Annotated in this window: 23 protein-coding genes and 1 tRNA gene; 15 read left to right on the top strand and 9 right to left on the bottom strand. The window is 66.2% G+C overall.

The window, feature by feature from the left end; genetic code table 11:
- Positions 1-107: 107 nt before the first annotated feature.
- Genes AC07R7_RS09975 through glmU form a run of 4 tightly spaced genes read right to left on the bottom strand, consistent with a single transcriptional unit; the run spans position 108 to position 4,851 of the window.
- On the bottom strand, positions 108-1,343 hold the full coding sequence (locus AC07R7_RS09975) for an O-antigen ligase family protein (protein WP_494635032.1): 1,236 nt from the start codon (positions 1,341-1,343) through the stop codon (positions 108-110).
- On the bottom strand, positions 1,340-2,740 hold the full coding sequence (gene gor / locus AC07R7_RS09970) for a glutathione-disulfide reductase (RefSeq protein WP_494635031.1): 1,401 nt from the start codon (positions 2,738-2,740) through the stop codon (positions 1,340-1,342). Before gor ends, AC07R7_RS09975 begins: the two co-directional genes overlap by 4 nt.
- A gap of 42 nt (positions 2,741-2,782) precedes the next feature.
- On the bottom strand, positions 2,783-3,466 hold the full coding sequence (gene rpiA, locus AC07R7_RS09965) for a ribose-5-phosphate isomerase RpiA (protein WP_494635030.1): 684 nt from the start codon (positions 3,464-3,466) through the stop codon (positions 2,783-2,785).
- Positions 3,463-4,851, bottom strand: coding sequence for a bifunctional UDP-N-acetylglucosamine diphosphorylase/glucosamine-1-phosphate N-acetyltransferase GlmU (glmU, locus tag AC07R7_RS09960; RefSeq protein WP_494635029.1), 1,389 nt, complete (start codon positions 4,849-4,851; stop codon positions 3,463-3,465). The genes rpiA and glmU overlap by 4 nt, the downstream gene beginning before the upstream one ends.
- Positions 4,852-4,919: 68 nt before the next feature.
- On the opposite strand from glmU, the gene AC07R7_RS09955 reads away from it, so the two are divergent.
- Together AC07R7_RS09955 and AC07R7_RS09950 are read left to right on the top strand one after the other, a co-directional pair.
- A complete protein-coding gene (locus AC07R7_RS09955) occupies positions 4,920-5,633 on the top strand; it encodes an HAD-IA family hydrolase (RefSeq protein WP_494635028.1) in 714 nt (237 codons plus the stop codon).
- Between the two features lie 48 nt (positions 5,634-5,681).
- Positions 5,682-5,756, top strand: a tRNA-Val gene (locus tag AC07R7_RS09950).
- A gap of 45 nt (positions 5,757-5,801) precedes the next feature.
- Here the strand turns inward: AC07R7_RS09950 and AC07R7_RS09945 are convergent.
- Positions 5,802-6,068: a hypothetical protein gene (locus AC07R7_RS09945; RefSeq protein WP_494635027.1), complete on the bottom strand. Its 267-nt coding sequence runs from the start codon at positions 6,066-6,068 to the stop codon at positions 5,802-5,804.
- A 251-nt stretch (positions 6,069-6,319) separates the two neighbouring features.
- Between AC07R7_RS09945 and AC07R7_RS09940 the strand changes: the two genes are divergently transcribed.
- Both AC07R7_RS09940 and AC07R7_RS09935 read left to right on the top strand, forming a co-directional pair.
- Positions 6,320-7,882 carry an alkaline phosphatase D family protein gene (locus AC07R7_RS09940; protein ID WP_494635026.1) on the top strand — a complete coding sequence of 521 codons (1,563 nt, stop codon included), beginning with the start codon at positions 6,320-6,322 and terminating at the stop codon, positions 7,880-7,882.
- A gap of 32 nt (positions 7,883-7,914) precedes the next feature.
- Positions 7,915-9,744 carry a pectate lyase-like domain-containing protein gene (locus tag AC07R7_RS09935; RefSeq protein ID WP_494635025.1) on the top strand — a complete coding sequence of 610 codons (1,830 nt, stop codon included), beginning with the start codon at positions 7,915-7,917 and terminating at the stop codon, positions 9,742-9,744.
- Positions 9,745-9,774: 30 nt separating this feature from the next.
- On the opposite strand, the gene AC07R7_RS09930 is transcribed toward AC07R7_RS09935, so the two are convergent.
- Positions 9,775-10,989: an MFS transporter gene (locus AC07R7_RS09930; RefSeq protein ID WP_494635024.1), complete on the bottom strand. Its 1,215-nt coding sequence runs from the start codon at positions 10,987-10,989 to the stop codon at positions 9,775-9,777.
- A 293-nt stretch (positions 10,990-11,282) separates the two neighbouring features.
- Between AC07R7_RS09930 and AC07R7_RS09925 the strand changes: the two genes are divergently transcribed.
- The 4 genes from AC07R7_RS09925 to AC07R7_RS09910 all read left to right on the top strand — a co-directional run bounded on the left by AC07R7_RS09925 (position 11,283) and on the right by AC07R7_RS09910 (position 17,204).
- On the top strand, positions 11,283-14,216 hold the full coding sequence (locus AC07R7_RS09925; RefSeq protein ID WP_494635023.1) for a TonB-dependent receptor: 2,934 nt from the start codon (positions 11,283-11,285) through the stop codon (positions 14,214-14,216).
- A gap of 134 nt (positions 14,217-14,350) precedes the next feature.
- The gene (locus AC07R7_RS09920; RefSeq protein WP_494635022.1) at positions 14,351-15,076 is read left to right on the top strand and encodes a SapC family protein; all 726 of its coding nucleotides are present in this window, start codon (positions 14,351-14,353) and stop codon (positions 15,074-15,076) included.
- Positions 15,069-16,094, top strand: coding sequence for a cupin-like domain-containing protein (locus AC07R7_RS09915; RefSeq protein WP_494635021.1), 1,026 nt, complete (start codon positions 15,069-15,071; stop codon positions 16,092-16,094). Before AC07R7_RS09920 ends, AC07R7_RS09915 begins: the two co-directional genes overlap by 8 nt.
- Before the next feature lie 3 nt (positions 16,095-16,097).
- Entirely contained in the window at positions 16,098-17,204 is a 1,107-nt protein-coding gene (locus AC07R7_RS09910) for a LacI family DNA-binding transcriptional regulator (RefSeq protein ID WP_492887843.1), read from the top strand.
- Positions 17,205-17,450: 246 nt separating this feature from the next.
- Here the strand turns inward: AC07R7_RS09910 and AC07R7_RS09905 are convergent, their stop codons facing one another.
- Positions 17,451-17,966 (bottom strand): Crp/Fnr family transcriptional regulator, encoded by a 516-nt coding sequence (locus tag AC07R7_RS09905; protein ID WP_494635020.1) that lies wholly within the window; start codon positions 17,964-17,966, stop codon positions 17,451-17,453.
- A 60-nt stretch (positions 17,967-18,026) separates the two neighbouring features.
- Here AC07R7_RS09905 and AC07R7_RS09900 point away from each other — a divergent pair, with 60 nt between their 5' ends.
- From AC07R7_RS09900 to AC07R7_RS09885, 4 genes are all read left to right on the top strand, one after another.
- Positions 18,027-18,578: a TolC family protein gene (locus AC07R7_RS09900; protein WP_494635019.1), complete on the top strand. Its 552-nt coding sequence runs from the start codon at positions 18,027-18,029 to the stop codon at positions 18,576-18,578.
- Positions 18,579-18,604: 26 nt separating this feature from the next.
- Positions 18,605-19,168: a cytochrome b gene (locus AC07R7_RS09895; RefSeq protein ID WP_494635018.1), complete on the top strand. Its 564-nt coding sequence runs from the start codon at positions 18,605-18,607 to the stop codon at positions 19,166-19,168.
- Positions 19,169-19,239: 71 nt separating this feature from the next.
- Positions 19,240-19,593 (top strand): sigma factor, encoded by a 354-nt coding sequence (locus AC07R7_RS09890; protein ID WP_494635017.1) that lies wholly within the window; start codon positions 19,240-19,242, stop codon positions 19,591-19,593.
- Positions 19,571-19,771 carry a sigma-70 family RNA polymerase sigma factor gene (locus AC07R7_RS09885; RefSeq protein ID WP_494635016.1) on the top strand — a complete coding sequence of 67 codons (201 nt, stop codon included), beginning with the start codon at positions 19,571-19,573 and terminating at the stop codon, positions 19,769-19,771. Before AC07R7_RS09890 ends, AC07R7_RS09885 begins: the two co-directional genes overlap by 23 nt.
- A gap of 198 nt (positions 19,772-19,969) precedes the next feature.
- Here the strand turns inward: AC07R7_RS09885 and AC07R7_RS09880 are convergent, their stop codons facing one another.
- The gene (locus AC07R7_RS09880) at positions 19,970-20,791 is read right to left on the bottom strand and encodes a flagellin (RefSeq protein WP_492887839.1); all 822 of its coding nucleotides are present in this window, start codon (positions 20,789-20,791) and stop codon (positions 19,970-19,972) included.
- A 377-nt stretch (positions 20,792-21,168) separates the two neighbouring features.
- Positions 21,169-22,212: a LysR family transcriptional regulator gene (locus AC07R7_RS09875; protein WP_494635015.1), complete on the bottom strand. Its 1,044-nt coding sequence runs from the start codon at positions 22,210-22,212 to the stop codon at positions 21,169-21,171.
- 350 nt (positions 22,213-22,562) lie between these two features.
- On the opposite strand from AC07R7_RS09875, the gene AC07R7_RS09870 reads away from it, so the two are divergent.
- The 3 genes from AC07R7_RS09870 to AC07R7_RS09860 all read left to right on the top strand — a co-directional run bounded on the left by AC07R7_RS09870 (position 22,563) and on the right by AC07R7_RS09860 (position 26,391).
- The gene (locus tag AC07R7_RS09870; RefSeq protein WP_494635014.1) at positions 22,563-23,126 is read left to right on the top strand and encodes a hypothetical protein; all 564 of its coding nucleotides are present in this window, start codon (positions 22,563-22,565) and stop codon (positions 23,124-23,126) included.
- A 131-nt stretch (positions 23,127-23,257) separates the two neighbouring features.
- Positions 23,258-24,448: an efflux RND transporter periplasmic adaptor subunit gene (locus AC07R7_RS09865; RefSeq protein ID WP_494635013.1), complete on the top strand. Its 1,191-nt coding sequence runs from the start codon at positions 23,258-23,260 to the stop codon at positions 24,446-24,448.
- The gene (locus tag AC07R7_RS09860; RefSeq protein WP_492887835.1) at positions 24,448-26,391 is read left to right on the top strand and encodes a MacB family efflux pump subunit; all 1,944 of its coding nucleotides are present in this window, start codon (positions 24,448-24,450) and stop codon (positions 26,389-26,391) included. The genes AC07R7_RS09865 and AC07R7_RS09860 overlap by 1 nt, the downstream gene beginning before the upstream one ends.
- The last annotated feature ends 2 nt before the right edge of the window (positions 26,392-26,393 follow it).

Genomic DNA, 26,393 nt, shown 5'->3' with positions numbered 1-26,393 from the left:
GGCTCGATAACTGAAAGGGCGGCGTAGATACCGCGAAAGGAACCAAAAGGCAAAATCATGCGGCCGAACACCGCCGATCCGCCCGAGCGAGAAACGTGACGGTCGCGCTAACGCCGTGGAGCGCTCGATTTTTGCGCGATCGCACAGCCGATAGCGGCGATGACGCCGAGCGCCAGCCACCACTCCTGCCAGACGCCGAAGCTGAGGCCGCCGATCATCACGTACGCGGTCAGGGTGGCGGCCGCCATCGCGCCGTCGCGGCGGTTCTCGCCGGTCCAGGCCACGATCCGGTACAGCACCCAGGCGAAGAACGCCGCCGCCAGGGCCGCGCCCAGCGCGCCCAGCTCCAGCCACAGCTGCAGGGCGGCGTTGTGGGTGTGCAGCGGGATGGCGTTACCGAAGGTCCGGCTGGCGTCGACACCCCAGCCTCGCAGGGCGTGCTCGACGATCTTGTTGGCGGCGAAAGCCCAGATGTTCAGGCGCGCGTCCCACGAGGGCGGGGCGATCACGTGCAGCCAGGCGAACAGGCCCGAGCGCACGCCCCACAACACCACCATCGGCGCGAAGATGAACAGGGTCGAGATCGCCGGGATCATGCCGCGCACGAACGGCTTGCCGATGATCCGCGTCCCCAGCCAGACGACTCCGCCCAGCAGCAGGGCGGCGCCCGAGGCGTCGGCGCTGGTGAAGTGCGAGGCGGCCAGGATCATCAGCGCCATGGTCGCGATCAGCACATTGCGGCCGCGGAAGCCCCAGGCGTCCAGCAAACGCACACAGGGCCAGAACAGCAGCACCAGCGGATAGATCGGCAGGGACACCTTCACCACCGCCAGGTCGGGCCGAATGGGGTCGTGGGTCGCGGCCCGGATCGCCTGGTAGATCCTCGCCCCCATCGCGGCGTCGATGAAGGTGAAAGCGGCCAAGGCGATCATGCCGAACAGCATCATCCGCCCCGCCAGCCGCGCCGAGCGTTGCGACATGGTTCCGAGCACCGCGACGGCGGTCCCGTAGAGGCCCAGTTGCAGCACCAGCTTCAGGGCGGTGAAGGCGCCGACGTCCTTGTCGCGCTTGAGCTCTGACAGCGCCGGGGCGGCTGGGCTCCAGTTCAGGCTGACCAGCGCCCACAGCACCAGCAGCATCAGGGCGAACATCGGCAACAGCGGCGGGCGCGATCGCGCCAGGCCTGGCGTCGCCAGCAGGCCGACCACGGCCAGCAGCGGCGCGAAGCCCAGCGGCGCCAGGTAGCCGATCAGTGGCGTCATCACCATCAGGAAGACGGCGAGCGCGCCCAGCCACCGCGTGCGGCGCTCGGGGCTCTCGGCAGAGGCTATCGCCAGCGTCATCCAACCCCGCCGACTTCGACCGGCGTATACTTCTCGCGCATCGTGACCAGTTCCTCGGCCAGGGTCGGGTGAACCGCGCAGGTCGAGTCCCACTGGGGCTTGGTCACGCCCATCTTCACGGCGATGGCGGCCATCTGGATAATCTCGGGCGCGTCCGGACCCACCACGTGCACACCGAGCACCTTCTGGTCGTCGGCCTTGACCACCAGCTTCATCAGGCACCGCTCCTGGCCGCCGTAGAAGGTGATTTTCATCGGACGAAACACCGAGCGATAGACGTCGACCGTGCCGAACGCGTGGCGGGCCTCGGCCTCGGTCATGCCGACCGAGCCGACCGGCGGCTGCGAGAACACCGCCGAGGCGACCATGTCGTGATCGAAGGTGGTCGGATTGTCGTAGAATTCGGTCTGGGCGAAGGCCGCGCCTTCGCGAATGGCCACGGGCGTCAGATTGATGCGGTCGGTGACGTCGCCGACGGCCCAGATGCTGGCGACGCTGGTCTTGGAGTGCGCGTCGACCGCGATCGCGCCCTTGTCGTTCAGCTTCACGCCGACCTTCTCCAGGCCCAGGCCGTGGACGTAGGGCTCCCGGCCGGTGGCGAACATCACCGCTTCGGTCTCGAAGGTCAGGTCGCTGGTCAAGGTGCTGAGCAGCGTGCCGTCCGCCTGCTTCTCGATGCTGGTGTGCGAGCAGCCCAGCACCACCTTGACGCCACGCTTCTCAAGCTCTTCAGCCAGGTGCGAGCGGACATCGTCGTCGAAGCCGCGCAGGATGTTGGCTCCGCGATAGAGCAGCGTGGTCTCGACGCCCAGACCGTTGAAGATGCCCGCGAACTCGACGGCGATATAGCCGCCGCCGACGACCAGGATGCTCTTGGGCAGCTTGGGGAGGTGGAAGGCCTCGTCCGAGGTGATCCCGAACTCCGCGCCCGGGAAGTCGGGCTTCACCGGACGACCGCCGGTGGCGACCAGGATCTTCTTGGCGGTGTAGGTCCCGGCGTCCTTACTGCCCTCCTTGGGCAGCACCTCGACGGTGTGAGCGTCGACGATCTGGGCGCGGCCGTGCAGCAGGTGCGCACCGGCCTTCTGCAGGTTGGTGACGTAGATGCCCGACAGGCGGGCGATCTCGACGTCCTTGTCGTGCAGGAAACCCTTCCAGTCGAACTTGGCGCCCTCGATCGTCCAGCCATAGCCCTTGGCGGTCTTCAGCTGGCTGGTGACCTCGCTGGCGTAGACCATGAACTTCTTGGGCACGCAGCCGCGGATCACGCAGGTGCCGCCGACCCGATATTCCTCGGCCACGGCGACCTTGGCGCCGCTCATGGCCGCCAGACGGGCCGCCCGCACGCCGCCCGAGCCGGCGCCGATGACGAAGAGATCGAAGTCGTAGTCAGCCATCACCGGCCTCCGGAACCTTAACTGGTCGGCTTATGTAGGATGTCAGGGAACGAGGCGCACCACACCCTCGTCCGTGCCGAACAGGGCTTCGTCGGCGAGGTCGAGGAACAGGCCGTGGTCGACCACGCCGGTGACGCTCTTCAGCGCGGCGGCCAGGGCCGTGGGCTCGGCGATGACGCCGGAGGCCATGTCGTAGATCAGGTTGCCGCCGTCGGTGACCACCACGCCTCGGTCGGCCATGCGCAGGCGCGGCGGCGGCAGATCGAACTCGGCCGCGATGTCGGCCAGGCGCCAGCTGGTATGGACATGGCCGAAGCGGACCACCTCGATCGGCAGCGGGAACTTGCCCAGAGCGTCGACCTTCTTGGCCGCGTCGGCGATGACGACGCAACGGCTGGAAGCTTCCCAGACCAGCTTCTCGCGCAGCAGGGCCGCGCCGCCGCCCTTGATCAGGGACAGGCCCGGACCAACCTCGTCGGCGCCGTCCACCGTCAGGTCGATGGTCTTGACATCGTCCAGCGCCACCAGCGGGATGCCCAGTTCGCGCGCCAGGGCGCCGGTGGCGTCCGAGGTCGGCACGCCACGGATGTCGCTCAGCTTGCGGGCGGCCAGCGCCTTGACGAACCACGCGGCCGTCGAGCCGGTGCCCAGGCCCACCACCATCCCGTTCTCGACGAGTTCGGCGGCGGCTTCGCCGGAGATACGCTTCTGGTCGTCGACGCTCATTTCTTGCCGCCCTTCTTCTTGTCCTTGGCGGCCTGCTTGAGGGCGCGAAACTTCGTCGCCCAGCCGGCCTTGGTCTTCTGTTCCGGACGCGTCAGGGCCAGGGCCCCGTCCTCGACATCCTTGGTGATCACCGAGCCCGAGCCCGTCATCGCCCCGTCGCCGATGCGGACCGGCGCGACCAGGGCGCTGTTGGAGCCGATAAAGGCGCCCTTGCCGACATGGGTCTCGAACTTCTCGAAGCCGTCGTAATTGCAGAAGATCGTACCGGCCCCGATGTTAGCCTTCTCGCCGATCGAGCCGTCGCCGAGATAGCTGAGGTGATTGGCCTTGGCGCCCGCCCCGACCTTGACCTTCTTGACCTCGACGAAGTTGCCGATGTGGGCTTCGGGCCCGATCTCGGCGCCCGGCCGCAGGCGGGCGTAGGGCCCGATCAGGGCGCCCTCGCCCACGTGCGCGCCTTCCAGATGGCTGAAGGCCTTGATCACCGCGCCGGTCTCGACGCTGACGCCCGGCCCGAAGACCACGAACTGTTCGACGATGGCCCCGGCGGCGATCTTCGTGTCCCACGACAGGTGGACGGTCTCGGGCGCGGGCATGGTCACGCCCTCGGTCAGCAGGACGTTGCGGCGACCGCGCTGCCAGACCGCCTCGGCGGCGGCCAGTTCGGCTTGCGAGTTGACGCCCTGAACCGCCGGCTCCGGCGCGAAGGCCGCGCGGGTCGAGAGCTTGCGATCGTGGGCCAGGCCCACGACGTCGGTCAGGTAGTATTCGCCCTTGCTGTTGTCGTTGCGGACGTCGGCCAGCAGGCTGAACAGCGTGGCGCGGTCAGCGGCCAGGACGCCGGAATTGCAGTGCTTGACCTGCTTGGTGGCGAGGTCGGCGTCCTTCTCCTCGACGATGCGCAGCAGCACATGGCCCGGGGCCAGGATCAGGCGGCCGTAGCCGGTCGGGTTGGCGGCCTCGAAGCCCAGCACCGCCACGTCGGTCCCGCCCTCGATGAGGTCGAACAGCGGCGCGATCACCCCGGCCGTGGTCAGCGGACAGTCGGCGTAGGTGACGACCACGTCGCCCTCGAAATCGGCCAGGGCGTCCTTGGCCGCCAGCACCGCGTGGCCGGTGCCCAGCGGCGGATCCTGGATGACCGTCGCGTTCGGACCGAGGCGCTTGCGGGCGCTCTCGCCAACCTGCGGGCTGTGCGCGCCGACCACGACGACGATCCGCTCGCAGTTCAGCCCTTCGGCGGCGTCGATGGCCAGGTCCAGCAGCGTGCGGCCGGCGACCTTGTGCAGCACCTTGGGCGTCGGCGACTTCATCCGCGTCCCCTGGCCGGCGGCCAGGATCACGGCGGCGCGCGGACGGGATGGGCTCGAAACGGAATCAGTCATGGATGGGCGACTCCCTGGGACGCTTCCAGCGTTGCATTAGCCGCCCAATTGGCGGAAAGGCCAGACCCATGAGCGAGCTTCATGACCTGAACGGGGCGACCATCGCCTTCGACCTCGATGGAACCCTGGTCGACACCGCCCCCGACCTGGTCGGCGCGCTGAACACCATCCTGACCCAGGAAACCCTGCCGCCTCTGCCCTTCGACGAGGTTCGGCTGATGGTCGGTCGCGGCGCGCGCGCCCTGCTGGAACGCGGCTTCGCCGCCGCCGGGGTGCCGCTGGGGGTCGACCGCGCCCCGACGCTCGTGGAGCGCTTCATCGCCGTCTACCTGGACCGCATCGCCGACGAGAGCGCGCCCTTCCCTGGCGTGGTCGAGGTGCTGACCGAACTGAAGGCCGACGGCGCCAGGCTGGTGGTCTGCACCAACAAGCTGACCAACCTGTCGGTCGCCCTGCTGGACGCGGTGGGCCTGACGCCGCTGTTCGACGGGGTGATCGGCGCGGACCTGGCCCCCGCCCCAAAGCCCGACGGCCGCCATGTCGCCGCCGCCATCGCGGCCGTGGGCGGCGATCTGGCCCGCGCGGTGATGGTCGGCGACAGCATCAACGACGCCCTGGGGGCCCGCAACGCCGGCGTCCCCGGCCTGCTGGTCTCATTCGGCTACACGGAGGATCCGGTCGAGACCCTGGGAGCCGATCTGGTCATCCACAGCTTTTTGGATGTGCCCCGGGCCTGCAAGACGCTTTTGGCCTCTTGCCCCGGACCGAACACCGGGCTATAGGCCCCCTCCTCTCGCGGATCGGTCCTTCACGGACCTCTCCACACCGGCGGATGCGTAGCTCAGCGGGAGAGCACCTCGTTCACACCGAGGGGGTCACAGGTTCAATCCCTGTCGCATCCACCATCCATACCCCAGGAAAATCAACAACTTGCCGGGAAATCCGGAGCTTCACAGCGACACCTGTCGCGGTTTACTACCCAGAAACATCCCCCAACGACGGCCATTTCGGCCAGTTGACGTAGTGGCGCAGCCGGGCCCGCCCGGAGCGGCGGAATATCGCCACTCCAGCAAATCTAAGCGCTCGGCGATGCGGATGGGCCAGGCGTCGTATTCCGCGCCGGCGTGACCGGCGGCCGAAAGCTCCTCCAGCACGATCGTCACCTTCACGCCGTTGGGCGTGGCCAGGGAGTAGAGCTGCAAAGGATGCTTGCCCACGCGCAGAGGCTCCTCGCGCGTGGCGCCGGCGATAGGCCGATTGATGTTGGCGAAGGCGAGACAGCCGCCACGGCCGTGGGCCCCTGTTTGGTCCCCTCGGAACGCCATCTATTTTGAACCGTCCACAGCATATGGGTGGTTTGTCATCGCGCTGTCATCCGGGCGCCATGAACGCCATGTGTAGCCATCCGCGAAGTCGCCGCAAAGGGTCCGCCCGAGGGCGTGATCGGCGCAAGTTCCCAGGAGACAGAATGGCGTTTCGGTTTACCCGGCGAGGCGTGCTGGCCGGCGTTGCGGCGACCAGCGGTCTAATTGCCGCCCCGGCGATCGTCCGCGCCCAGCAGGTTTTTAGCGGCTATCCGTTCCGCCTCGGCGTGGCGGCGGGCGACCCCAGCGCGGACGGCTTTGTGTTGTGGACCCGCCTGGCGCCCGATCCGCTTGGCGAACATGGCGGGATGCCCATGGCCCCGATCAGCGTGGATTGGGTGGTGGCGTCCGACTCGCGATTCCAAACCGTTGTCGCCAGGGGCAGCGCGGTGGCGCGGCCGGAATTGGCGCATGCGGTGCATGTCGAGGTGAGCGGGCTCGCGCCGGGGCGGCCCTATTGGTATCGCTTCTTCGTCGGGCGGGAGCGCTCGATGCCTGGCCGCGTCGTCACCTTGCCAATGGCCGGCGCGGCGCTGCGGCGGCTGCGCTTCGGCGTCGCCGGCTGCCAGGGCTATGAGGATGGTCTGTACACGGCCTACCGCCACCTCGCGGGCGAAGAGGTCGACTTCATCTATCACTATGGCGACTATATCTATGAAGGCCGCGCCTCGCCGACGCCGCTCGACTATGGCGGCAACGCGCGACGCTTCGTGCGGGCGCATGTGGGGCAAAATCTCTACAGCCTTGATGACTATCGGCGGCGCTACGCCCAGTACAAGATGGACCAGGATCTGCAGGCGGCGCATGCCGCCACGGGCTGGTTCACGACCTTTGACGACCATGAGGTCGAGAACAACTGGGTCGGCGGCATCGATCAGAACGGCACGCAGCCGGAGGTTTTCGCGCTGCGCCGCGCCGCGGCCTTCCAGGCCTACTACGAGCACATGCCGCTTCGCGCGGCGTCGTTTCCGACGGCGGCGGGTCTGCGTCTCCACCGGCGGGCCGTGATCGGCGACCTGGTTGATCTGCATCTGCTGGACACTCGCCAGTTCCGCACGGATCAGCCGTGCGGCGACGGCTTCAAGGCCTATTGCGCCGGCTGGGATGATCGCGGCGCGCAGGTGCTGGGCGTGGACCAGGAAGCCTGGTTGGCGGGCAATCTTCGCCAGAAGGCCGCCCGCTGGAACACGATCGCCCAACAGGTGATGATGATGCCGCTGGATCGGCGCGAGGCCGGCGAAACCGCGCCGGTGCGCAACATGGACAGCTGGGGTGGATACAATACCCCGCGTGAGCGCCTGTTCGACCGGCTGAAGGGGCTGGGCAATGTCGTGGTCCTAACCGGCGACGAACACCAGAACTATGCGGGCGAGCTGCGCACCAAGGGTGGCGAGGGCGACGCGGTGGCGGTCGAGTTTGTCGGCACCTCGATCTCGTCAGGCGGCGACGGAGCTGACAAGCGGCTCGGCTCGGACCGCATCGAAAGCCAGAACCCGTTCCTGAAGTTCACCAATGATCGCCGCGGCTATCTGCTGTGTGACGTCAATCACCAGCGCTGGGAGACCCAGTTCAGGACCGTCGAGCGCGTCACCACGCCCGACGCGCCGGTGATCACGGCCAAGACGGCCACCGTCGCGCATGGCCAACCCACGCTCAGCCTGGGCTGACGCGCGGCCTCGAGGCGTCCGCGGGCTCGACCGTGGCCCGCCGCGCCGCAGGCTGCGGGCGACAAGAATATCGGATCGTCGTGATGGATGACAACGAAGCGGACGAGGGCAGGCGCGCCTTGATGCAGCGCGCCGTCGCCTTGGGTGTCGGCGCCGCGGCCTGCGCGGTGTTTCCCGCCGAGGCTGGCGCGCAGGCGCGGACGGGGGGCGATCCGGACCTGGGTCCCAATGTGGTGATCATCGGGCCGGAGATGCCGACGGCGGTGATCCAAGCCAAGCTTGACGCGATCTTCAGCGTCCAGGAGACGGCGCATTTCACCGATCGCCGCGACGCGGTGCTGTTCAAGCCCGGTCGCTACGCCGTCGAGGTGAAGGTCGGTTTCTTTACCCAGATCGCCGGGCTTGGCCGGCTGCCGGGCGACGTGGTGATCGACGGTCATGTCCGGGCGGACGCCCAATGGTTCAAGGGCAACGCCCTGGTGAACTTCTGGCGCGCGGTGGAAAACCTCGCCATTCGTCCGCCCGACGGCGCCGACCGTTGGGCGGTCTCCCAGGCGGCGCCCTATCGGCGCGTCCACTTGATGGGCGATCTTCGTCTGGATGACGGCGGTTCCTCGAGCGGCGGCTTCATGGCCGATTGCCAGATCGAGGGCGAAATTCGCTCGGGCTCGCAGCAGCAGTGGTTCACCCGTGGCGCCACGATTCGGGGCTGGGACGGCGCGAATTGGAACATGATGTTTCTGGGCGTGACCGGCGCGCCGGCCACCACCTTCCCACAGCCGCCCGTCACCACCTTGCCGGCGGCGCCGATCGTAAGGGAAAAGCCGCATTTGCAGGTCGACGCGGCCGGTGACTGGGGTGTGTTCGTGCCGGCGCTGCGCCGCGACGCGCAGGGAACCAGCTGGACCGCGGGCGATCCGGCCGGCGCGCTGATTCCGCTTTCGCGCTTTCTCATCGCTCGGCCCGGGGTGTCGGCCGGCGACATCAACGCGGCGCTGAGCCAGGGGCGGCATCTGTTGCTGACACCGGGCGTCTACGTGCTCGACGCGCCCATCAGGGTCGAGCGGGCCGACACGGTGGTGTTGGGCCTGGGCCTGGCGACGCTGTTGCCGGTCGCGGGCAATGCGGCGCTGACGGTGGCCGACGTGCCGGGCGTCTCCATCGCCGGGGTGTTGATCGATGCGGGGCCCGTGGAGTCTCCGGTGCTGATGACGGTGGGGCCGCCCGACGCCTCGGGCGACCACGCCGACAACCCGACCCTGCTGGCCGACCTGTTCTTCCGCGTCGGCGGCGTCGCCGTCGGCAAGGCGGAGACCTGCCTCGAGATCAACAGCCATCACGTGATCGGCGACCACCTGTGGATCTGGCGCGCAGATCACGGCGATCTGGACGGCGGCCGGACGCATGTCGGCTGGGCTGAAAGCACCGGCGACCAGGGCCTGATCGTGCGCGGCGACGACGTGACCGTGTACGGCCTGTTCGTCGAGCATTTCCAACGACACCAGACCGTTTGGCGAGGCGAGCGGGGCCGCACCTTCTTCTATCAGAGCGAGTTGCCCTATGATCCGCCCAGCCAAGCCGCCTGCAGGGCGGACGGGCTGGGCTGGGCCGCCTACAAGGTCGCCGACTCGGTCGAACGGCACGAGGCCGTGGGGCTGGGCGTCTACGCCTATTTCGCCGCCGATCCTTCCATTGTGGTCGAAAGCGCGGTGGAGGCGCCGCGGCGGCCCAGTGTTCGTTTCACCAGCGTGACCACCGTCTCCCTGGGCGGCGGGGTGGGCAGCATCGCGCATCTGGTCAATGACCAAGGCGCCGCCGCGCGGCCCGGCGCGATTCGCCAGACCTTGGCGCGCTACCCCTGATCCATCGCCCCGAAAAGGACGGCGCGGGCGTCAGCGGCGTCCGCGAATGGCCAGCATGGCGAAACCCCCGCACAGAGTCAGTCCCGCCAGCAGTAACAGCAGTCCGCCAAAGTCGCCCGGCGTGGCGAAAACATAGGCTAGGACCGGCCCGACCAGGGCGGGCAGAGTGTTGGCGAGGTTGAGCAGTCCAAGGTCGCGGCCGCGATTTCGGGCGCTGGGCAGCAGCTGCATCCAAAACACCGCGTGCAGGGCCAGGAAGATCTCCGAACCGAGGGCGTAGGTGATGAAGCCGACGGCCCCGGCCGTCCGACTGCTCGCGAGGGCCATCAGCGTCAGGCCGACGGCGGTCAGTACGGCCGAGCCGAGCAGGAACGGCTTGCGCCGGCCCAGTTGGTCCGAGAGCCGTCCGATCAGGATGGCGAAGGGCAGCGGCAAGATATAGGCCAGGGTCAGCATGTGGCCCGCATAGCCCGCCAGAACCAGCGGTGGAGTGTTGGGCTCAAGGCTCTGAAAATAGTACAGTAGGTAGAGGGTCAGCGAATTGCCGGCCGCCTGCAGCAGAAGACGGGCGAGCCAGGCGATCCTCAGGTCGTGCTGGGTCAGGCTTCGGGGCGGCGGCGGTTCAGTCGGGGCTGGGGCCGGCTGGGCGGGGGTCAAGACCAACGGCGCGACGCAGATCGCCACCGCCAGGACAATGACGGCCAGCTGCGCCGCTTCGCCATGCCGGGCCAGGCCGACCACGCCTGTCGCCAGTCCGGCGGCCAGGGGATAGGCGAAGGCCAGCAGGCCGCCGACCAGGCCCTTCTGCGTGTCGGGAATCTCGTCGGCCATGATGGCCAGCATCGGGGCGAGGATGGCGTTGACCGCGCCCTGGAAGATCACCACCGCGACCACGAGGGTGACCGGCGTGTTCGCTACCAGGACCAGCCCGTAGGCGCCGGCGGTGGCCAGCACCCCACCGACCATCCAGCCCCGCCTCCCGCCGCCCTTGGCCACGGAGCGATCGCTCAGCCAGCCGAAGAGGAGGTTGGCCAGGATGGCGCCGAGGGTGCCGCACAGGGTCGTGGCGGTGAAAAGGCCGATGCGCGCATCGCTGGCGATGGCGGCCACCTTGATCGGCAGCAAGAACGCCACGAGCGGCAAATAGCCCATGGTTCCGCCGGCATAGGCCAGGGCGAAGACCAGGAGAAACCGCCAGGATCGGCGGTTCGGCGAGGCCAAGGGGGTGGGCGAGGGTTTGGGCATCGCGCTTGACGATCGAGGCCTTATCCGCCCCCGCCACAATCAGCAAGCGCAAGACTAACTAGCGCCCGTCCTTACCGTCGGAAGATGACGAAGAAATGAAAGCTGAAGTTAATGTTCACTACAGTTATGTGACGATTTTTGTATTGTTTTTTATAGCCTTTGGTGTGCGGTTGACAGCCAATTTTTCGCCGGGCAGTGAACGTTCACATTTTTGAAGTTGGGGCTTGGACGAGCCTCACAACACGGGGAATATCATGCCGAACTCCACGTCGCTTAGGTTGTCACGACTGGCCTTGAGCGCATCGACGCTGGCGATCCTGAGCCTGCCGAGCCTGGCGATGGCGCAAGAGGCCGCCAAGGTTTCGGCGCCGTCGGACAGCGGCGAGGTCAGCGAGATCGTCGTCACCGGCATCCGCGCCAGCCTGCGCCAGTCGGCCGACATCAAGCGCGACGCGCAAGGCGTGGTCGACGCGATCTCGGCCGAAGACATGGGCAAGTTCCCGGACACCAACCTCGCCGAGTCCCTGCAGCGCATCACCGGCGTCTCTATCGATCGCTCGATGGGCGAAGGTTCGTTTGTCACCGTTCGCGGTTTCGGCCCCGATTTTAACCTGGTGATCCTAAATGGCCGCCAGATGCCCACCGCGCAGCTGAGCGGCGGCGCGACCGCGCCCTCGTCGCGCTCGTTCGACTTCGGCAACCTGGCCTCGGAAGGCGTCGCCGCCGTCGAGGTTTATAAGTCCGGTCGCGCCACGATAGAGTCGGGCGGCATCGGCTCGACGATCAATATCCGCACGCCCCGCCCACTCGACCGACCCGGCCCGCGCGGCAGCGTCGGCGTCAAGGCGGTCTACGACAAGTCGGGCAATGACAAGGACCCCGTCACGCCCGAAGTGTCGGGCATCTTCAGCGACACCTTCCTCGACAACCGTATCGGCGTCCTGGCGTCGGGTACGTATCAGAAGCGCGAAGGCGGCAACAACGAAGCCTATGTCGGCTGGCGCGACGGCTATGTCGCCACCAATCCGGCCGGCCAACTGCCCCAGCCGAGCGATCCGCGGTCGGCCAACATCGTCAACCGGCCGACCGGAACGACGGTCTATTCGGTGCCCAACAACGCCGGCATCGGCATCAACAACTTCAAGCGCGAACGCATCAACGGTCAGTTGGTGCTGCAATTCCGCCCGACCGACGCCCTGACCGCGACCGTCGACTACACCTATTCGCGCAACACCGTCGAAACCCGCAACAACAGCGTCGGCGTCTATTTTAATCACAACGCCACCAGCAGCGACTGGACCAACGGGCCGATCGCGGCGCCGAACTTCTACACCGAGACCTTCAAGGCCAGCGAAAAGAAGGATCTCTCCTACGTCGCCAATCTGACGGCCAACCGCACCGAGAATAAGTCCATCGGCGGGAACCTGACCTGGAAGGCCCCTGGCGATCGCCTGACCTTCGAGATCGACGGCCACCATTCGACCGCCGAGTCCAAGCCGACCAACAAATATGGCACCAGCACCTCGGTCAGCACCGCGATCTATGGCGTCGCCAGCCAGAGCATCACGTTCAAGAAGAACGCGCCGATCCTGTCCTACACGATGCAACCCGGCATCAGCGCGCTCGACGCGTCGCTGATCCAGGCCAGCGGCAACTCGTTCCGCAACGGCTATTTCCGGGACGAGATCAACCAAGGCCAGGTCATGGGCCGCTATGAGGGCGACGGCTGGCTCGACGGAATCGACTTCGGCGTCTCCTATGTCGACAACAAGGTGCGGTCGGCCTACGGCTTCATCCAGAACAACACCTGGAGCGGCGCCGGTCCGGCTTCGGATCTTCCCGACAACCTGTTCACCCTGGCGACCATCCCGGACAAGTATCCGGGCATCGGCGTGAATGGCGCCGACCTGGTCCAGCAGATCTACACCTTTGATTTCAAGACCGTGGTTCCGCTTTTGGACCGGCTCTACAAGTTCTGCGGCGGCGACGGCGACTGCCTGGCGACCTATACGGTCGATCGGCGGATCCACGAAAAGACCGCCGCCCCCTATCTGCAGGTGAAGACCAGGTTCGACGCCTTCAATTGGCCCGTCCATCTGGTCGGCGGCCTGCGCTATGAAAAGACCAAGGTCGACTCGTCGGCGCTGGTGCCGGTCCCGACCGGCACCGAGTGGGTGTCAAACAACGAGTTCAACGTCGTCTACTCGGGCAAGAGCGACTTCACGAACTTCAAGGGTGAATACGACAACTGGTTGCCGGCGATCGATTTCGACATCGCGCCGCGTGACGACGTCAAGCTGCGCGCTTCCTACAGCCACACGATCACCCGCGCCGACTATGGCAGCTTGCAGGGTGGGCGAACGCTGGACTCGCTGTTCCGGATCGACGCCGGCTCGGGCAGCCAGGGCAATCCGGGTCTGGAGCCTTACAAGTCCAAGAACATCGATCTGTCGGCCGAGTGGTACTACAAGCCCGACAGCTATATCTCGGTCGGCTACTTCCATAAGGACGTCGAGAACTTCCTGTCGTCCACGCGCGTCGACACCTCGGCCTTCGGCCTGACCAATCCGGCGGACGGTCCGCGCTTCAAGGCCGCGCGCGCCGCGCTGGGCCCCAACGCGACGGTCGCCGACATCCGCCAGTACATCTTCGCCAACTATCCCAATTCGGTGAAGATCACGGGCGGAACGCCGGGTAACTACACCGGCACGATCATCGGCCTGCCGGAAGACAACCTGGTCAATTTCAAGGTCTCGACCCCGGTCAACAGCAGCCAGACCGCCTCCGTCCACGGCTGGGAGTTCGCCTTCCAGCACAGCTTCTGGGATACGGGCCTGGGCGTGATCTTGAACTACACCATCGTCGATGGCGACGTCCGCTACGACAACACCTTGCCGGCGACGGCCACCCAGTTCGCGCTGACGGGTCTGAGCGATACGGCCAATGTCGTCGCGTTCTACGACAAGCACGGGATCCAGGCCCGCATCGCCTATAACTGGCGCGACGAGTTCCTCTCGGGGAACGGGCCTAATCCGGGCTACACCGAGGCCTATGGTCAAGTTGACGCCAACGCCAGCTATGAGATCCGGCCCGGGCTGACGGCCTTCGTCGAGGGCCTGAACCTGACCGGCGAAGGTCGGCGGGGCCATCAGCGCTCGAAGCAGTACGTGACGGTCGCCGCGCCGGGCTTCGCCCGCTATACCGCCGGCATCCGCTTCACCTTCTAGGCCAGAGCCGTCGCGACCGTGAAGGTGGAAGAGCCGCTCGCCCGAGGGCGGGTGGCTCTTCCAACGGCCCGACGGCAGGCGGCGTTCAGGATGCGCGGGAACCGCCGCCCGCTAGGCACGGCAATGGGGTCTTGATGTCGAACCATGTCCTTCTGACGGTCGAGGCGCACCGCGCATTGCGCATCGACACCCGGCGCGACCCGGCCCTCGGCGACGCAATGATGTCGTGTCTCATCCCGCCCGACGAGTTTCGCCAGGCGCAGAACCACTATCCGATCCTGTTCCATCGTCCGCCGGGAGGCGACCGCTTCCAGGCGGTGGCGCTGTTTGGCTTTCATCCCGGCGAGAATCTGTTCCTAGAGGCGGACGGCTGGGACGCCGCTTATCTGCCCCTGGCCATGACGATCCAGCCGTTCTTGATCGGCGCCCCGACCTCCCCCGGGGCCGCCCCCTCGGTCCATATCGATATGGCCAGCCCGCGGATCCTTCGCGCGCCGGACGCGGAAGGCGCGGCGGTGTTCGACGAGGCGGGCCGACCGACCGACTATCTCGAAACGATCGCTGAACAGTTGGGCGCGCTCGATGCGGGCTACTGGCGATCGGCGGATTTCTTCTCGGCGCTGCGTCGACATGACCTGCTCGAGCCCCTGGCCGTGGAGATGATGCTAGAGGACGGCGGCTTCGAACGCCTGGTCGGCTTCCATGTCATCGACGAGGCGCGTCTGGCCGCCCTCGACGCCGATTCGATCGCCGCCCTGCATGCCGAGGGACATCTGCAGCCGATCTATATGGCGATCGCCTCGCTGGCCAATCTCGCCGCTCTGATCGCCCGCAAGAACCGGAGGTCGCGTCATGGATGAGGCCAGCATCTGGGACGACATGGCCAAAACGCCGGCCGTGGCCGTCGAGGACCCCGACGCGCTCGACGTCCGTCTGCGCGAGGCCGCCGCGCCGTTCGTCGTGCACGGCCTGGTGGCCGATTGGCCCCTGGTCGCCGCGGCCCGCCATTCGGACCGTGAGGCGCGCGCCTATCTGCTGAGTCTGCATCGGGACGTGCCCTTCACGGTCGCCACCGGCGCCCCAGGGAGCGACGGGCGGATGTTCTATGACCAGGCCATGGGCATGAACTTCCGCACCGACCGCGCGAAATTGTCCCAAATCTTCGAGCGGATGAACGCCGAGGAGGGCGAGGCGGACGCTTCGCCGCTCTATCTGGCGGGCGTCGATGTTCACGACTTTTTCCGAGGACTGCACGAGGCCAATCACGTGCCTCTGGCGGGGCGGGACTGTCTGGCCAGCATTTGGATCGGCACGCGCACGCGGGTCGCCGCCCACAATGACTTTCCCGACAATCTGGCCTGCGTGGCGGCCGGTCGTCGCCGGTTCACGCTGTTTCCGCCGGAGCAGTTCTCCAATCTCTATCTGGGCCCTATCGACAACACGCCCGGCGGGCGAGCTGTAAGCCTGGTCGATTTTCATGCGCCGGATTTCGAGCGGTTCCCCCGCTTTCGCGAGGCGCTGCGTCACGCCCAATATGTCGAGTTGGCGGCCGGCGACGCGCTGCATATCCCGACGATGTGGTGGCACCATGTCGAGGCGCTGGATCCGTTCAATGTTCTGGTCAACTACTGGTGGCGCGATACGCCTCGGTGGATGGGCCAGCCCCAGAACGCGCTCAATCTGGCGCTCCTGACCATCCGCGACCTGCCCGAGGCAGAAAAGCGTCATTGGCGCGCTCTGTTCGACCACTATGTGTTCGACAACGACGCCCAGGTGACCGCTCATATCCCCCAGGGTGGGCGGGGCGTGTTGGACCCGCTGACCGCCGAAAGCGCCGGTCGCCTGCACGCCTTCCTGTTACGACAACTCAACCGGTAGGCCTTGATCGCGACCGTAACGGCGGCGCGGCGCGAAAGGGATTGGAAAGCGAGCATGGCGCGGCGGCGGCAGTCAGTAACCATTCGGCACGTGGCGGCGGACGTCGGCGTGTCGCTGCAGACGATCAGCCGGGTCATCAACAAGGAGCCCGGGGTTAGCCCGGCGATGGCGCGGCGCGTGCAGGCGTCGATCGACAAGTTGGGCTATGTGCCGTCGATCGCGGCGCAGCGGATGAGCGGCTCGCGATCGTATCTTATCTTGGCCTTGAACGACCGCGAACGCACCATCGCCGACTGGCGCGCGCGCGAGGGCAGCGACTGGATCGGCCAAATGATGCTCGGCGGCATGCTCGCCTGCGCGAAGCACGGCTATCGGATGATCGTCGAACTGATCGATACCGACAGCGATCACATCGAGCGCGAATTGCTGTCGGCGGTGGCGGCCCTGCAACCCGACGGCGCCATCCTCACGCCGCCGCATTCGCAAAACCCGGTGATTCTCGACCTACTCGACCGTCATGGCATCAGCGTCGCGCGGATCGGCTCCCTGGCCGAGGGGCCAGGCTTCACGCTCACGCTAGGCGACGAGGGCGGCGCCCGCCTGGCCACCGAGCATTTGTTGGCGCTCGGTCATCGTCGCATCGGCTTTATCGCCGGCTCGCCCGACTATGAGCTGAGCGGTTGGCGCATCAACGGCTGGCGCGCGGGCATGGCGGCGGCGGGCCTGCCGGTCGAAGGTCTGCTGGCGCACGGCGATTTCAGCTATGGGTCTGGGCTCGAGGCGGCGCGCGCCCTGCTCGACGGCGCGGCGCCGACCGCGATCATCGCCAGCAATGACCAGATGGCGCTGGCCACCATGGCCGCCGTGCGCGGGCGAGGCCTGGATGTGCCGTCCGACATCTCGCTGGTCAGCTTCGACGACACTCCGATCGTCCGTCTGGCCAACCCGCCGCTAACCGCGATCATTCAGCCGGTCGCCGAGGGGACCGCGCAGGCCGTCGAACTGATCATCGCCGCAAGAACGGGTCAGGCTAGCGCGGGCGGCCCGATCGTCATCCCTCCAACCCTCGCCGTGCGGAACTCGACGCGGGCGCTGGCTCCCCCGGCCTGAGCGTCCCGCGCCGCTGGCGCATCATCGAGACGCCAGATCGCGCCAATGGCTATCCGGACCTGATGGGCCCGTCGACATTCTCCCCGAGGCCACCGGCGGCGACATAGCTAACTTCATCGCTCGTCGGGAGACTTCTTCAGCAGTGGGATACGAAACCTCACCGCAGACACTCGGCCGCGCCGAACGGGCCCGACAACGCCCGCCGCGCGTTACCTACAGCGGGAGCCTTGTGGGGCGGTTTTTCCCCTAACCGAAGGGCGAGTTCTCGGCGCCCGGGCCCTTGCAGCCGCCACGGCGAAGCCGGAGCAGGCGGCGAACGCCTTCGAGGAGCGATCCCCTCGGCCCCGCCTCCGGTCCAGCCAAGGCCGCGGCGCGCCGGTCGAGGACGCCAAGTCCTTGCCGCGCGGAACGCTCCAGCGTGGCGGCAAGCTCCGGATTGGCATTGGCCACCGGGGCCAGCGCCTCGCGGTCTAGGGCATAGACCTCGCCATGGGTCAGGGCGCGGGCGCTTGCGCGCAAAGGCTCGCCCGCCAGGAGGCTGATCTCGCCAAGGTAGTCGCCCGGGCCGACCCGCCCCAGCCCCTCGTCCGCGCCGCCCGCCCCTTCCCGCGAGACCACGAAGACCCCGGACGCGACGATATACAGGCGCGCCTTGGCCTGCCCTTGCGCGAAGAGCGTGTCGCCGGGCTCCAGGTGCCATCGTAACGCGGGCGGCGCCAGCGCCCTCCACGAAGTCGCAACACACCCTCCACGATCAGGCAACCGCGCTCGGGCATAGGCTCGCGGCGCCTCGAGCGGCGCGCCTTGGAAGCCTCACTCTTCATGAACCGCCACCCGCCGCGCATCGCCGCGCCCCTTATGGTTTGCGCCTCGATCCTGGCCGCCTGCGGGCAGGCCGAGGTCGGCGTGTCGCCCTCGGCCACCGAAGTGGCGGTGGCGACCGCGGACGTCGCGACCGTTTTACCGATGGATGACCTGCCTGGTCGCGTGGTCGCCTTCCGAACCGCCGAGATCCGCCCCCAGGTGTCGGGCGTCGTAACCCGTCGGCTCTTCACCCAGGGGGGTGATGTCACGGCCGGCCAGCCGCTGTTCCAGATCGATCCCACGCCCTATCGGGCCGACAGCCTCGCCGCCCAGGCCAGGTTCGCTAACCAGGTCAATGTTCAGGAAGGCGTGGCCGAGGCCGTGCGCGTTCGTCTGCATTTGTCGGACCTCAGGCACCGCGCCGGCCTGGAGGGCCGCCTCGAACCGCTCGACGCGCGGCGCGCCAGCAATGCGGCCCGTCAGACGCTGCTCTCGCTTCGGCGCGACCAGCTAGCGGCCATGGTCACGCTCTACGCCGCGCTCGGTGGCGGTCTGGAGCCAGCGTCGTGAAAAACGATATCGAAGGAGCGTCAAAAATGAGACCCGTCACGAGCGAGCTCGGCCGCCCCGACCGCTATCCCTTCTCGATGCGCGCCCTCCATTGGCTTCGCGCGCTCCTGCTGGTCGGGCTGATCGCTCTGGGCTGGTACATGACCGCTCTTCCCGAAGCGGCGCCGATCAAGTTCGCCCTCTATCCGATCCACAAGCAGTTGGGCGTGACTGTCCTTCTCATCGCCATCGCCGCGCTCTTTGTTCGCGGACGTTCGGTTCACCCCGCCGAGCCTCGCGGCTCGTCGCGTTTTGAAGCGATCCTGTCGCGCTTCACGCACCGCGCGCTGCTGGTCCTGGCTATCGTCGTGCCGCTGATGGGCTACGCGATGTCCAGTTCCTATGTCGACAGCGACGGCGTGCCGTTCCTGTTCATGATGCTTCCGGAGCTCTTGCCCAAGAGCGATCTCGGCTTCGCCGTTTTCCAATGGCTGCACAGGATTCTGGCCTACGCGCTGCTCGCCCTGGCCCTCCTGCACGTGATCGGGGCGCTGAAGCACCGCCTGGTGGATCGCGGCGGCGAAAGCGACGTGCTCGGCCGAATGCTGTGACGCCGACCTAGCCCTCTCGTCATCGAAGACCTTTGCCCAACATCGGCTTTCAGCCATCGAGGCCAAGTTCCGTGACTACTTCGCCTTCGTCCTCGACCTCTCCGTTGATCATCGCCTACTTCGTGCGGCGCGAGGACTTGCGTCGCTTCCTCTCCGCCAGGACGGCCGGAGGCGGAGACGTCGACGATCTCATTCAGGACCTCTATCTCAAGGTCCAGCGCGTGAACGGCGAGGCGATCGAAAACCCCTCGGCCTATCTATATCGGCTAGCGTCAAATCTGGCTCTGGATCGTCTACGCGCCAAGTATCGGTCCGCCGCGCGCGACGCGGCTTGGCGAGACGTCAATCATACGAGTCTGGGCGCCACCGCCATCGCCGACGCGGCGGACGGCCGAGGCCGCCGTGGACGCTCGCCTCCGACTTGAAAGACTGGCCCACACCCTCGGCGCTCTGCCGCCTATGACAAAGCGCGTATTCACGCTGCACAAGCTTGACGGCCTGACCCATGCCGAAACCGCCAGACAGCTTGGAATCTCAAGAAGCGCGGTCGAAAAGCACATCAGCCGAGCGATCAAACACCTGCTCGCGGCATCCCACGGGTGAGCAAGGGCGGTATGGGCGCCCGGATCAGCCCGCGCCCACGCCGCGCGCCCTCCAGCACGCGGGCGGACACCGCGGCGCCGAGCGTCGCTAACCGATAGCCTAGGCAATTGACGAAGGTCGTCTTCGGGACCAGCGCGACCAGAAGCCAACCTTGAAAAGCGCCGCCCCCGCATCCCAAGCGGAGGCGGCTCGCGCCTCTTATCGGAAAAGGCTCAACAGCGACTGAGTTGATTGGTTAGCGATGGACAAAGCCTGCACCCCGAGCTGCTGCTTGGTTTGCAGCGCCTGCAGCTTGGCGCTTTCCTTGGCGAGGTCCGCGTCCACAAGATTGCCAACCCCCGACGTCAGGCTGTCTTGCAGCTTGCCGACGAAGGTCAGGTGGGTGTCGAGACCGGTCGAGGCCGTACCCAGCGAGGCCAGCTTGTTGGTGGCCGTGCCGATGGCCTTGTCGACGGTGGCGATCATCGACTTCGCCACGCTGGCGCTGGCGAAGCTGGAACCAGCCGACAGGCCGAGGCCGGCCAGACCCAGGGTCTGGGCCTTGACGGTGAAGCCCGAGCCGTCCGAGTTGGCCAGGAAAGTCATTTGCGTGCCCTTGCCGTCGGCAAGGCTGACGCCGTTGAACTTGGCGTTGTCGGCGGCCTTCTGCACCTGGTCGCGCAGCGAGTTGAAGTCCGACTTCAGCGCATTGAACGAGGCGGTGTTCAGCGAGGTGTCGGAAGCGGCCAGGGCCTTTTCCTTCATCTTGCCGAGCAGGTCGGTGATGGTGTCGCCGGCGGCCAGGGCCACGTCGATCGTCGACTGGCCGCGTTGCAGCGAGTCCTTCACCGAGTTCAACGACTGGGCGGTGGACGATTGCGTCTTGGACATGGCCCAGATCGCGCCGTTGTCCTTGGCGCTGCCGACCTTCTTGCCAGTGCTGATCCGTTGCTGAACTGATCTCAGATCCGAAGCCGTATTATTCAGGTTCTGAAGCGCAATCATCGCGCCAGAGTTAGTGTTTATGCTGTTAATAGCCATAATTCACATTGCCCTTTGTGCTATCAACGACACAAAGATCGTTGATCGGCTTTTTGCCTTCGGGCAATTTCCGCCGCCAAAAGCGGGATTTCGTTAATTTACTCGATTAGATATTCAAAATCCATTTCAGTTATAATCGAGACTATTTTCCGTCGATCACCAGCCCCCGCACATGGACCCACGCATACTCATGATGCCGGCAGGGGGTGACCGCGGCGCGAGTGGCTGCCGCGCCGCGGCCATGAGACCTGCCTGGACGGAAGGCCTCGCAAGAGGCGCGGCGAGGGTTCCAGACCCGCTCGACACCTCTTCATATAGCCCGGGACGAAGCGACCGCGGGGATGCGGGGAGCGGCCAGAACGCCACGGGGCGCCGAACTATCGCGCGGCGTCGTTGCGCGAACGTGGCGGTTCGGTGGACGCGCCATGGGGCGCAACTTCCGCCGCGGATGGCTCCGCGAAACCGTCGACCCGACGGCGCTCAAAGCCAAATCCAGGCTTGGGATCGGCTATTTGGGCGAGTTGATCCACGAGCCATAGGACTATCGGATCCTCACGCGAACGTCCGCGCCAAAGCAGCCAATAGCTGAAGGACTCCAAGTCAAACGGCGCGTCGAGCACGACCAGATCGTGATGGCCGGCTGTCAGCAGGCGGGCCACGCGGTCGGGGACCACCATGATCGCGTCAGAACTTAGTATGAGAGGCGCCGCCAACGAGGAATAGGGAACACGCATGATGATCCGCCGCTCCCGCCCCAGGATAGCGAGGCGGCGCTCGGCGGGATCGTCATCTTCGCCTTGCACTGTGCTGACCACATGCGGCCAGGCCAGAAACTCATCGAGCGTCAGACGCGCGGGGCGATGCGAGGCACGCCCTGTCGCCATGAGCGGATGATCGGCGCGAAGGACGCATTGGTAGTTTTCAACAAAAAGCAGTCGCTCGAAGGCGCGCGTCGGCCGGGGATCATGGCTCGTTAGGACAAGATCGGCATCGCCGACAGCCAGGGCGTTCAGATGCGTCGGCAAGAGCGGCTCGACTTCAAGGCATAGACCCGGAGCAGCCCGACTGATCCGCTCCAAGGCCGGAGCAAGCACCGTCAGAACGCCATAATCCGAAGAGGCGATCCGATAAACCCCGGCGAAGTCGCGCGGCTCCTGGGCCGGGCCTCGGCGCAGGAGGGCCTCCGTTTCGCCGAGCCATCGATAGAGAGGCCCCTCCAGAGATTTGGCGCGATGGGTTAGCGCCATGCCGCTGTTGGTCTTGATGAGAAGCGGATCGTGGAGAAGCTCACGCAGCCGGCCGAGCGAGCGGCTGACAGCCGGCTGACTGACGCCCAGTCGCTGGGCGGTCAGCGTGACGCTGCGCGTAACGATGAGGTTATGCAGAGTCGTCAGGAGATTGAGGTCGAACTCTTCCAACATTTTGGACCGCCGCGCCGTAAGCGCCCCCGGTCTTAGAGCTTTCCCTTCCCCCACCAAGAGGGAATTGACGCCCTCCACGCTCCCTCCACGAACGCTCCACCCCCGCATAACGACGCTACCGCATAAGAGCTTCGCCGCCGGTTCTGGCGCTGACGCAGACCGCGTCCCGCGGAGCAGAACGACCAAGTCGTGAGCACATTATACAAATGCAGGCTCAGAATACCGGCCCAGCGCAACAACACATCGAGTTATTCATTGTCACATCGCTTACAATAATCGACTTCGTGTTAATAGTGTTGAGAATTTTATTCAACGCGGAACGTTCGAACAGTCTACCGAAAGATAACCCCATGGGCCAAACGACCTCTCTGAAGAAACATGTATTTCTTTCTATGTTTAGCGCCGCGACGGTCCTCACCACGCCCGCTCTAGCTCAGGTCAAGGCGGAACCGCGTCCCGCTGAGAGCACCTCCAAGCCCTCCCAAAAGACCGGGGCGAACCGCCCGGGCGATGCACGCAAGAAAGCCATGGACATCGGCTCCCAGCCAGCGCGCGACCTGGGCGTGGCCAAAACCGAGATTCCGGCCGCCCTCCAAAAGGCTTACGACGCGCCCTACGGCTTGAAGGACCTCGACAGCTGCAAGGCGATCGAGGCCGAGATCGCCTCCTTGAACGAAGCGCTTGGCCCCGATTTCGACGCTGGCGACAAACCGAAGAGCGGCCCCGGCAAGATGGCCGAAGAAGGCGGCAAGATACTGGTGGGCAGCATCATTCCTTTCCGCGGTTTGGTGCGGCAGGTCTCGGGCGCGGCGTCCGCGGACCGTCGCTTGGAGAAAGCCGTCACCACGGGCGTGGCCCGCCGCGGCTTCCTGCGCGGCGTGCGCGCCGCCAAGGGATGCGAAACGCCCCGATAGGCGTGCTTTCCGCCGCTGGCTTGAGCCAGCGGAGTCCCCTCGGCACAGCCAGAGCCAGACCCAAACCTGTCGCCAACCGCGAAAGGTCGGCCAATCCCCGCACTCCCTAATTCTGGAGCATCACCTGCGCCATGAAACGTCGCATGATTGTCGGTGCAGCCCTCACCGCCGTAGCCGTCGGCGCCGTGTCAATTCCCGCGATACTCGCGTCTCGCAAGTCACCTCAGCTTCTCACGGCGGTCGTCACGCGAGGCGATATCGAGGAAGCCGTCGTCGCGAATGGCAAGCTTGAGCCAAGCCAGCTCGTGGGCGTGGGCGCACAGGTATCTGGCCAGGTCCAGGCGCTCAAGGTCGTGCTAGGCCAACACGTTCGCAAGGGCGACCTTATCGCTCAAATCGACCCCCAGCCCCAGACCAACGCCCTGAGCGTGGCGCGAGCGGAGCTCGCCAACGCCGAGGCCCAAGAGGGCGCACGCCAAGCCACGCTGGCCCGCGCCGAGCTGGCGTTTAAACGTCAGCAGGACATGGGCCCAGGCCTTGCGACATCGCAAGCCGAATACGAGGCGGCCGAAGCGGAACTGAAAAGCGCCCGCGCCGCCGTGATCTCGGCCCAGGCTCAAGTTCGCCAGGCCAGCGTCAGCGTCGCCAACGCTGAAGTCAATCTTGGCTACACACGCATCGTCGCGCCGATCGATGGGGTGGTGGTGTCGGTGGTCACCAAACAAGGCCAAACAGTCAGCTCGGCCCTGGCGGTCCCGACCATCGTTGTGTTGGCTAGGCTCGACACCATGCGGGTCAAGGCCAGCGTCTCCGAAGCCGATGTCATCAAGGTCAAGCCGGGTCAGTCGGCTCGCTTCACCATCCTTGGCGATCCGGATAGGGCTTACCATGCGCGTCTCGCGCAGGTGCAGGCGGTCCCCGATGCGATCGTCAATGAACTGGGAACGGCATCGAGCGCGGCCGCGCAGGGCGCGCCAGCAGCCTCGGCTATCTACTACAGCGCGCTGTTCGAGGTGCCTAATCCCGATGGGCGGCTGCGCGCGATGATGACCACGCAGGTTTCCATCATCCTGGCGTCCAAGCACGGCGTGCTGAGGATTCCAGCCACCGCGCTGGGACCGCGCCTCCCGGATGGACGCTACCCCGTGCGGGTCGGGCTCGCCAATGGCAAGATCGACACACGTCCTATTCGCATCGGCCTCAACAACAGGGTCTTGGTGGAGGTCGTCCATGGATTGACCGAGGGCGACAAGGTGGTGGTGGGAGAGACCGTCGCCAGCGACGGCATCGATCCGGCGGCGGCATTCGTGGGCGGCTTCTGATGGACGCCCCGCCCCTCATTCGCCTGGTCGGCGTCCGGCGTGACTATCCCACCGGGGATGGCGTGTTCTCGGCACTTGGCGGTATCGACCTTGAGATCCGCGCGGGCGAAATGGTCGCCATCGTCGGCGCGTCAGGATCGGGCAAGTCGACCCTGATGAATATCCTGGGCTGTCTGGACCGGCCCACCGCGGGAACCTACCAAATCGGCGGTCGGGATACGGCGGAGCTTGGGCCGGATGACTTGGCCGCGCTTCGCCGCGAGCGGTTCGGCTTTATCTTTCAACGCTACCATCTGCTGGCCGCGATGAGCGCGGTCGCCAATGTCGAGACCCCCGCGATCTATGCGGGCGATGCGCGCGAGACACGGCGCGCGCGCGCGCGTGACCTGCTGGTCCGCCTAGGCCTTGGCGAACGGCTCTCGCATCGGCCGAGCCAGCTCTCGGGCGGTCAGCAGCAGCGCGTGTCCATAGCCCGGGCCCTGATCAATGGCGGCGAGGTCATCCTGGCCGACGAACCGACCGGCGCGCTCGACCGCGCCAGCGGGGAAAAGGTGATGGAGATCCTGCGCGACCTGCACGCCGAAGGTCACACCATCATCTTGGTGACGCATGACAAATCAGTCGCGCAACACGCGCCTCGCGTCATCGAGATCAGCGACGGCTTCATCGTGGCCGACCGAGGACCCCGCACTTGTGCGCCTAGCGCCGCGCTTCGTCCTGTCGCGGCGCACAAGCCCAAGCTGGCCGCCGTTCATCAGCTCACGGAGAGCTTCCAATTGGCGCTGATCGCGATGTCCGCGCACAAGCTGCGCACGTTTCTGACGATGCTCGGCGTGATCATCGGCATCGCTTCCGTGGTGTCCGTGGTGGCGATCGGCAACGGATCGCGCAGCCAGATCATGAAGCAGATCTCGGACTTGGGGACCAACACCCTCGATCTCTATCCGGGCAAGGACTTCGGTGACCTCGAGGCAAGCAAGGTCGAGACGTTAACGCCCTCGGACGTCGAGGCGCTGAGGAAACAGCCGTACGTCGACAGCGTGACGCCAGGCGTCTTCACGACAGTCGCCGCGCGATACCGAGGCTTGACCGTCAACGCCGAGGTCTCAGGCGTGGGCGCCGACTTCTTCCGGGTCAAGGGCTCGAAGTTCGCCGAAGGCCGTGGCTTCGACGCGGAAGCGGTCGCTAGCATTCGACAGGACGTCGTGCTCGACAACAACGCGCGCAAGGCTCTGTTCGCCCGCGGCGAGCCCGCCATCGGCCAAACGATCATGCTGGGGCAGACCCCGGCCAGAGTTGTCGGCGTCATCCAGCGAAAGCCGTCCGGCGGGCGCGACTCCAGCCTGACGATCTATGCGCCGTACACCACGGTGATGACCCGGATGCTGGGCGTTTCTCATCTAAGCAGCGTGACAGTGCGCGTTTCCGACAAGTCTCCGGTCGCCGCGGCGCAAGGCGCCGTCACGCAGTTGATGACGATGCGCCACGGCAAGAAGGACTTCTTCATCAGCAACAACGACCAAATCCGAAAGATGATCGAGAATACAGCCAAGACGATGACGCTGCTGATCAGCTCTATAGCCATCATATCCTTGGTGGTCGGCGGGATCGGCGTGATGAACATCATGCTCGTATCGGTCACCGAACGCACCGCCGAGATCGGACTTCGCATGGCGGTCGGCGCGCGGCGCGCGGACATCTTGCACCAATTTCTGATCGAGGCGGTGCTGGTCTGCCTTCTTGGCGGCGTCATCGGCATCGCCCTGGCGCTCGGGATCGCCGGCGTTCTGGCGGCGGCCGGATCTGGACTGGTCATGCAGTTCTCACCGCTCTCGATCATCGCGGCCTTCGCCTGCTCCACCTTCATCGGCGTGGCCTTCGGCTACCTGCCCGCCCGCAACGCCGCGCGCCTCGATCCGATCGACGCACTCAGCAGAGTCTAGCC

The sequence above is a fragment of the Caulobacter sp. GW821-FHT05F04 genome, assembly GCF_059419665.1.
The sequence above is the reverse complement of the archived record's forward strand: the minus strand, read 5'-3'. Positions and strand labels throughout refer to the sequence as shown.

Excerpts from the sequence above, each read along its gene's own strand:
- AC07R7_RS09870 (WP_494635014.1), top strand. The coding sequence starts at position 22,563 with ATGGGCCAAACGACCTCTCTGAAGAAACATGTATTTCTTTCTATGTTT.
- AC07R7_RS09865 (WP_494635013.1), top strand. The coding sequence starts at position 23,258 with ATGAAACGTCGCATGATTGTCGGTGCAGCCCTCACCGCCGTAGCCGTC.
- AC07R7_RS09880 (WP_492887839.1), bottom strand. The coding sequence starts at position 20,791 with ATGGCTATTAACAGCATAAACACTAACTCTGGCGCGATGATTGCGCTT.
- AC07R7_RS09895 (WP_494635018.1), top strand. The coding sequence starts at position 18,605 with ATGAGACCCGTCACGAGCGAGCTCGGCCGCCCCGACCGCTATCCCTTC.
- AC07R7_RS09875 (WP_494635015.1), bottom strand. The coding sequence starts at position 22,212 with ATGTTGGAAGAGTTCGACCTCAATCTCCTGACGACTCTGCATAACCTC.
- AC07R7_RS09900 (WP_494635019.1), top strand. The coding sequence starts at position 18,027 with ATGAACCGCCACCCGCCGCGCATCGCCGCGCCCCTTATGGTTTGCGCC.
- gor (WP_494635031.1), bottom strand. The coding sequence starts at position 2,740 with ATGGCTGACTACGACTTCGATCTCTTCGTCATCGGCGCCGGCTCGGGC.
- AC07R7_RS09940 (WP_494635026.1), top strand. The coding sequence starts at position 6,320 with ATGGCGTTTCGGTTTACCCGGCGAGGCGTGCTGGCCGGCGTTGCGGCG.
- AC07R7_RS09955 (WP_494635028.1), top strand. The coding sequence starts at position 4,920 with ATGAGCGAGCTTCATGACCTGAACGGGGCGACCATCGCCTTCGACCTC.
- rpiA (WP_494635030.1), bottom strand. The coding sequence starts at position 3,466 with ATGAGCGTCGACGACCAGAAGCGTATCTCCGGCGAAGCCGCCGCCGAA.
- AC07R7_RS09915 (WP_494635021.1), top strand. The coding sequence starts at position 15,069 with ATGGATGAGGCCAGCATCTGGGACGACATGGCCAAAACGCCGGCCGTG.
- AC07R7_RS09930 (WP_494635024.1), bottom strand. The coding sequence starts at position 10,989 with ATGCCCAAACCCTCGCCCACCCCCTTGGCCTCGCCGAACCGCCGATCC.
- AC07R7_RS09920 (WP_494635022.1), top strand. The coding sequence starts at position 14,351 with ATGTCGAACCATGTCCTTCTGACGGTCGAGGCGCACCGCGCATTGCGC.
- AC07R7_RS09975 (WP_494635032.1), bottom strand. The coding sequence starts at position 1,343 with ATGACGCTGGCGATAGCCTCTGCCGAGAGCCCCGAGCGCCGCACGCGG.
- glmU (WP_494635029.1), bottom strand. The coding sequence starts at position 4,851 with ATGACTGATTCCGTTTCGAGCCCATCCCGTCCGCGCGCCGCCGTGATC.
- AC07R7_RS09860 (WP_492887835.1), top strand. The coding sequence starts at position 24,448 with ATGGACGCCCCGCCCCTCATTCGCCTGGTCGGCGTCCGGCGTGACTAT.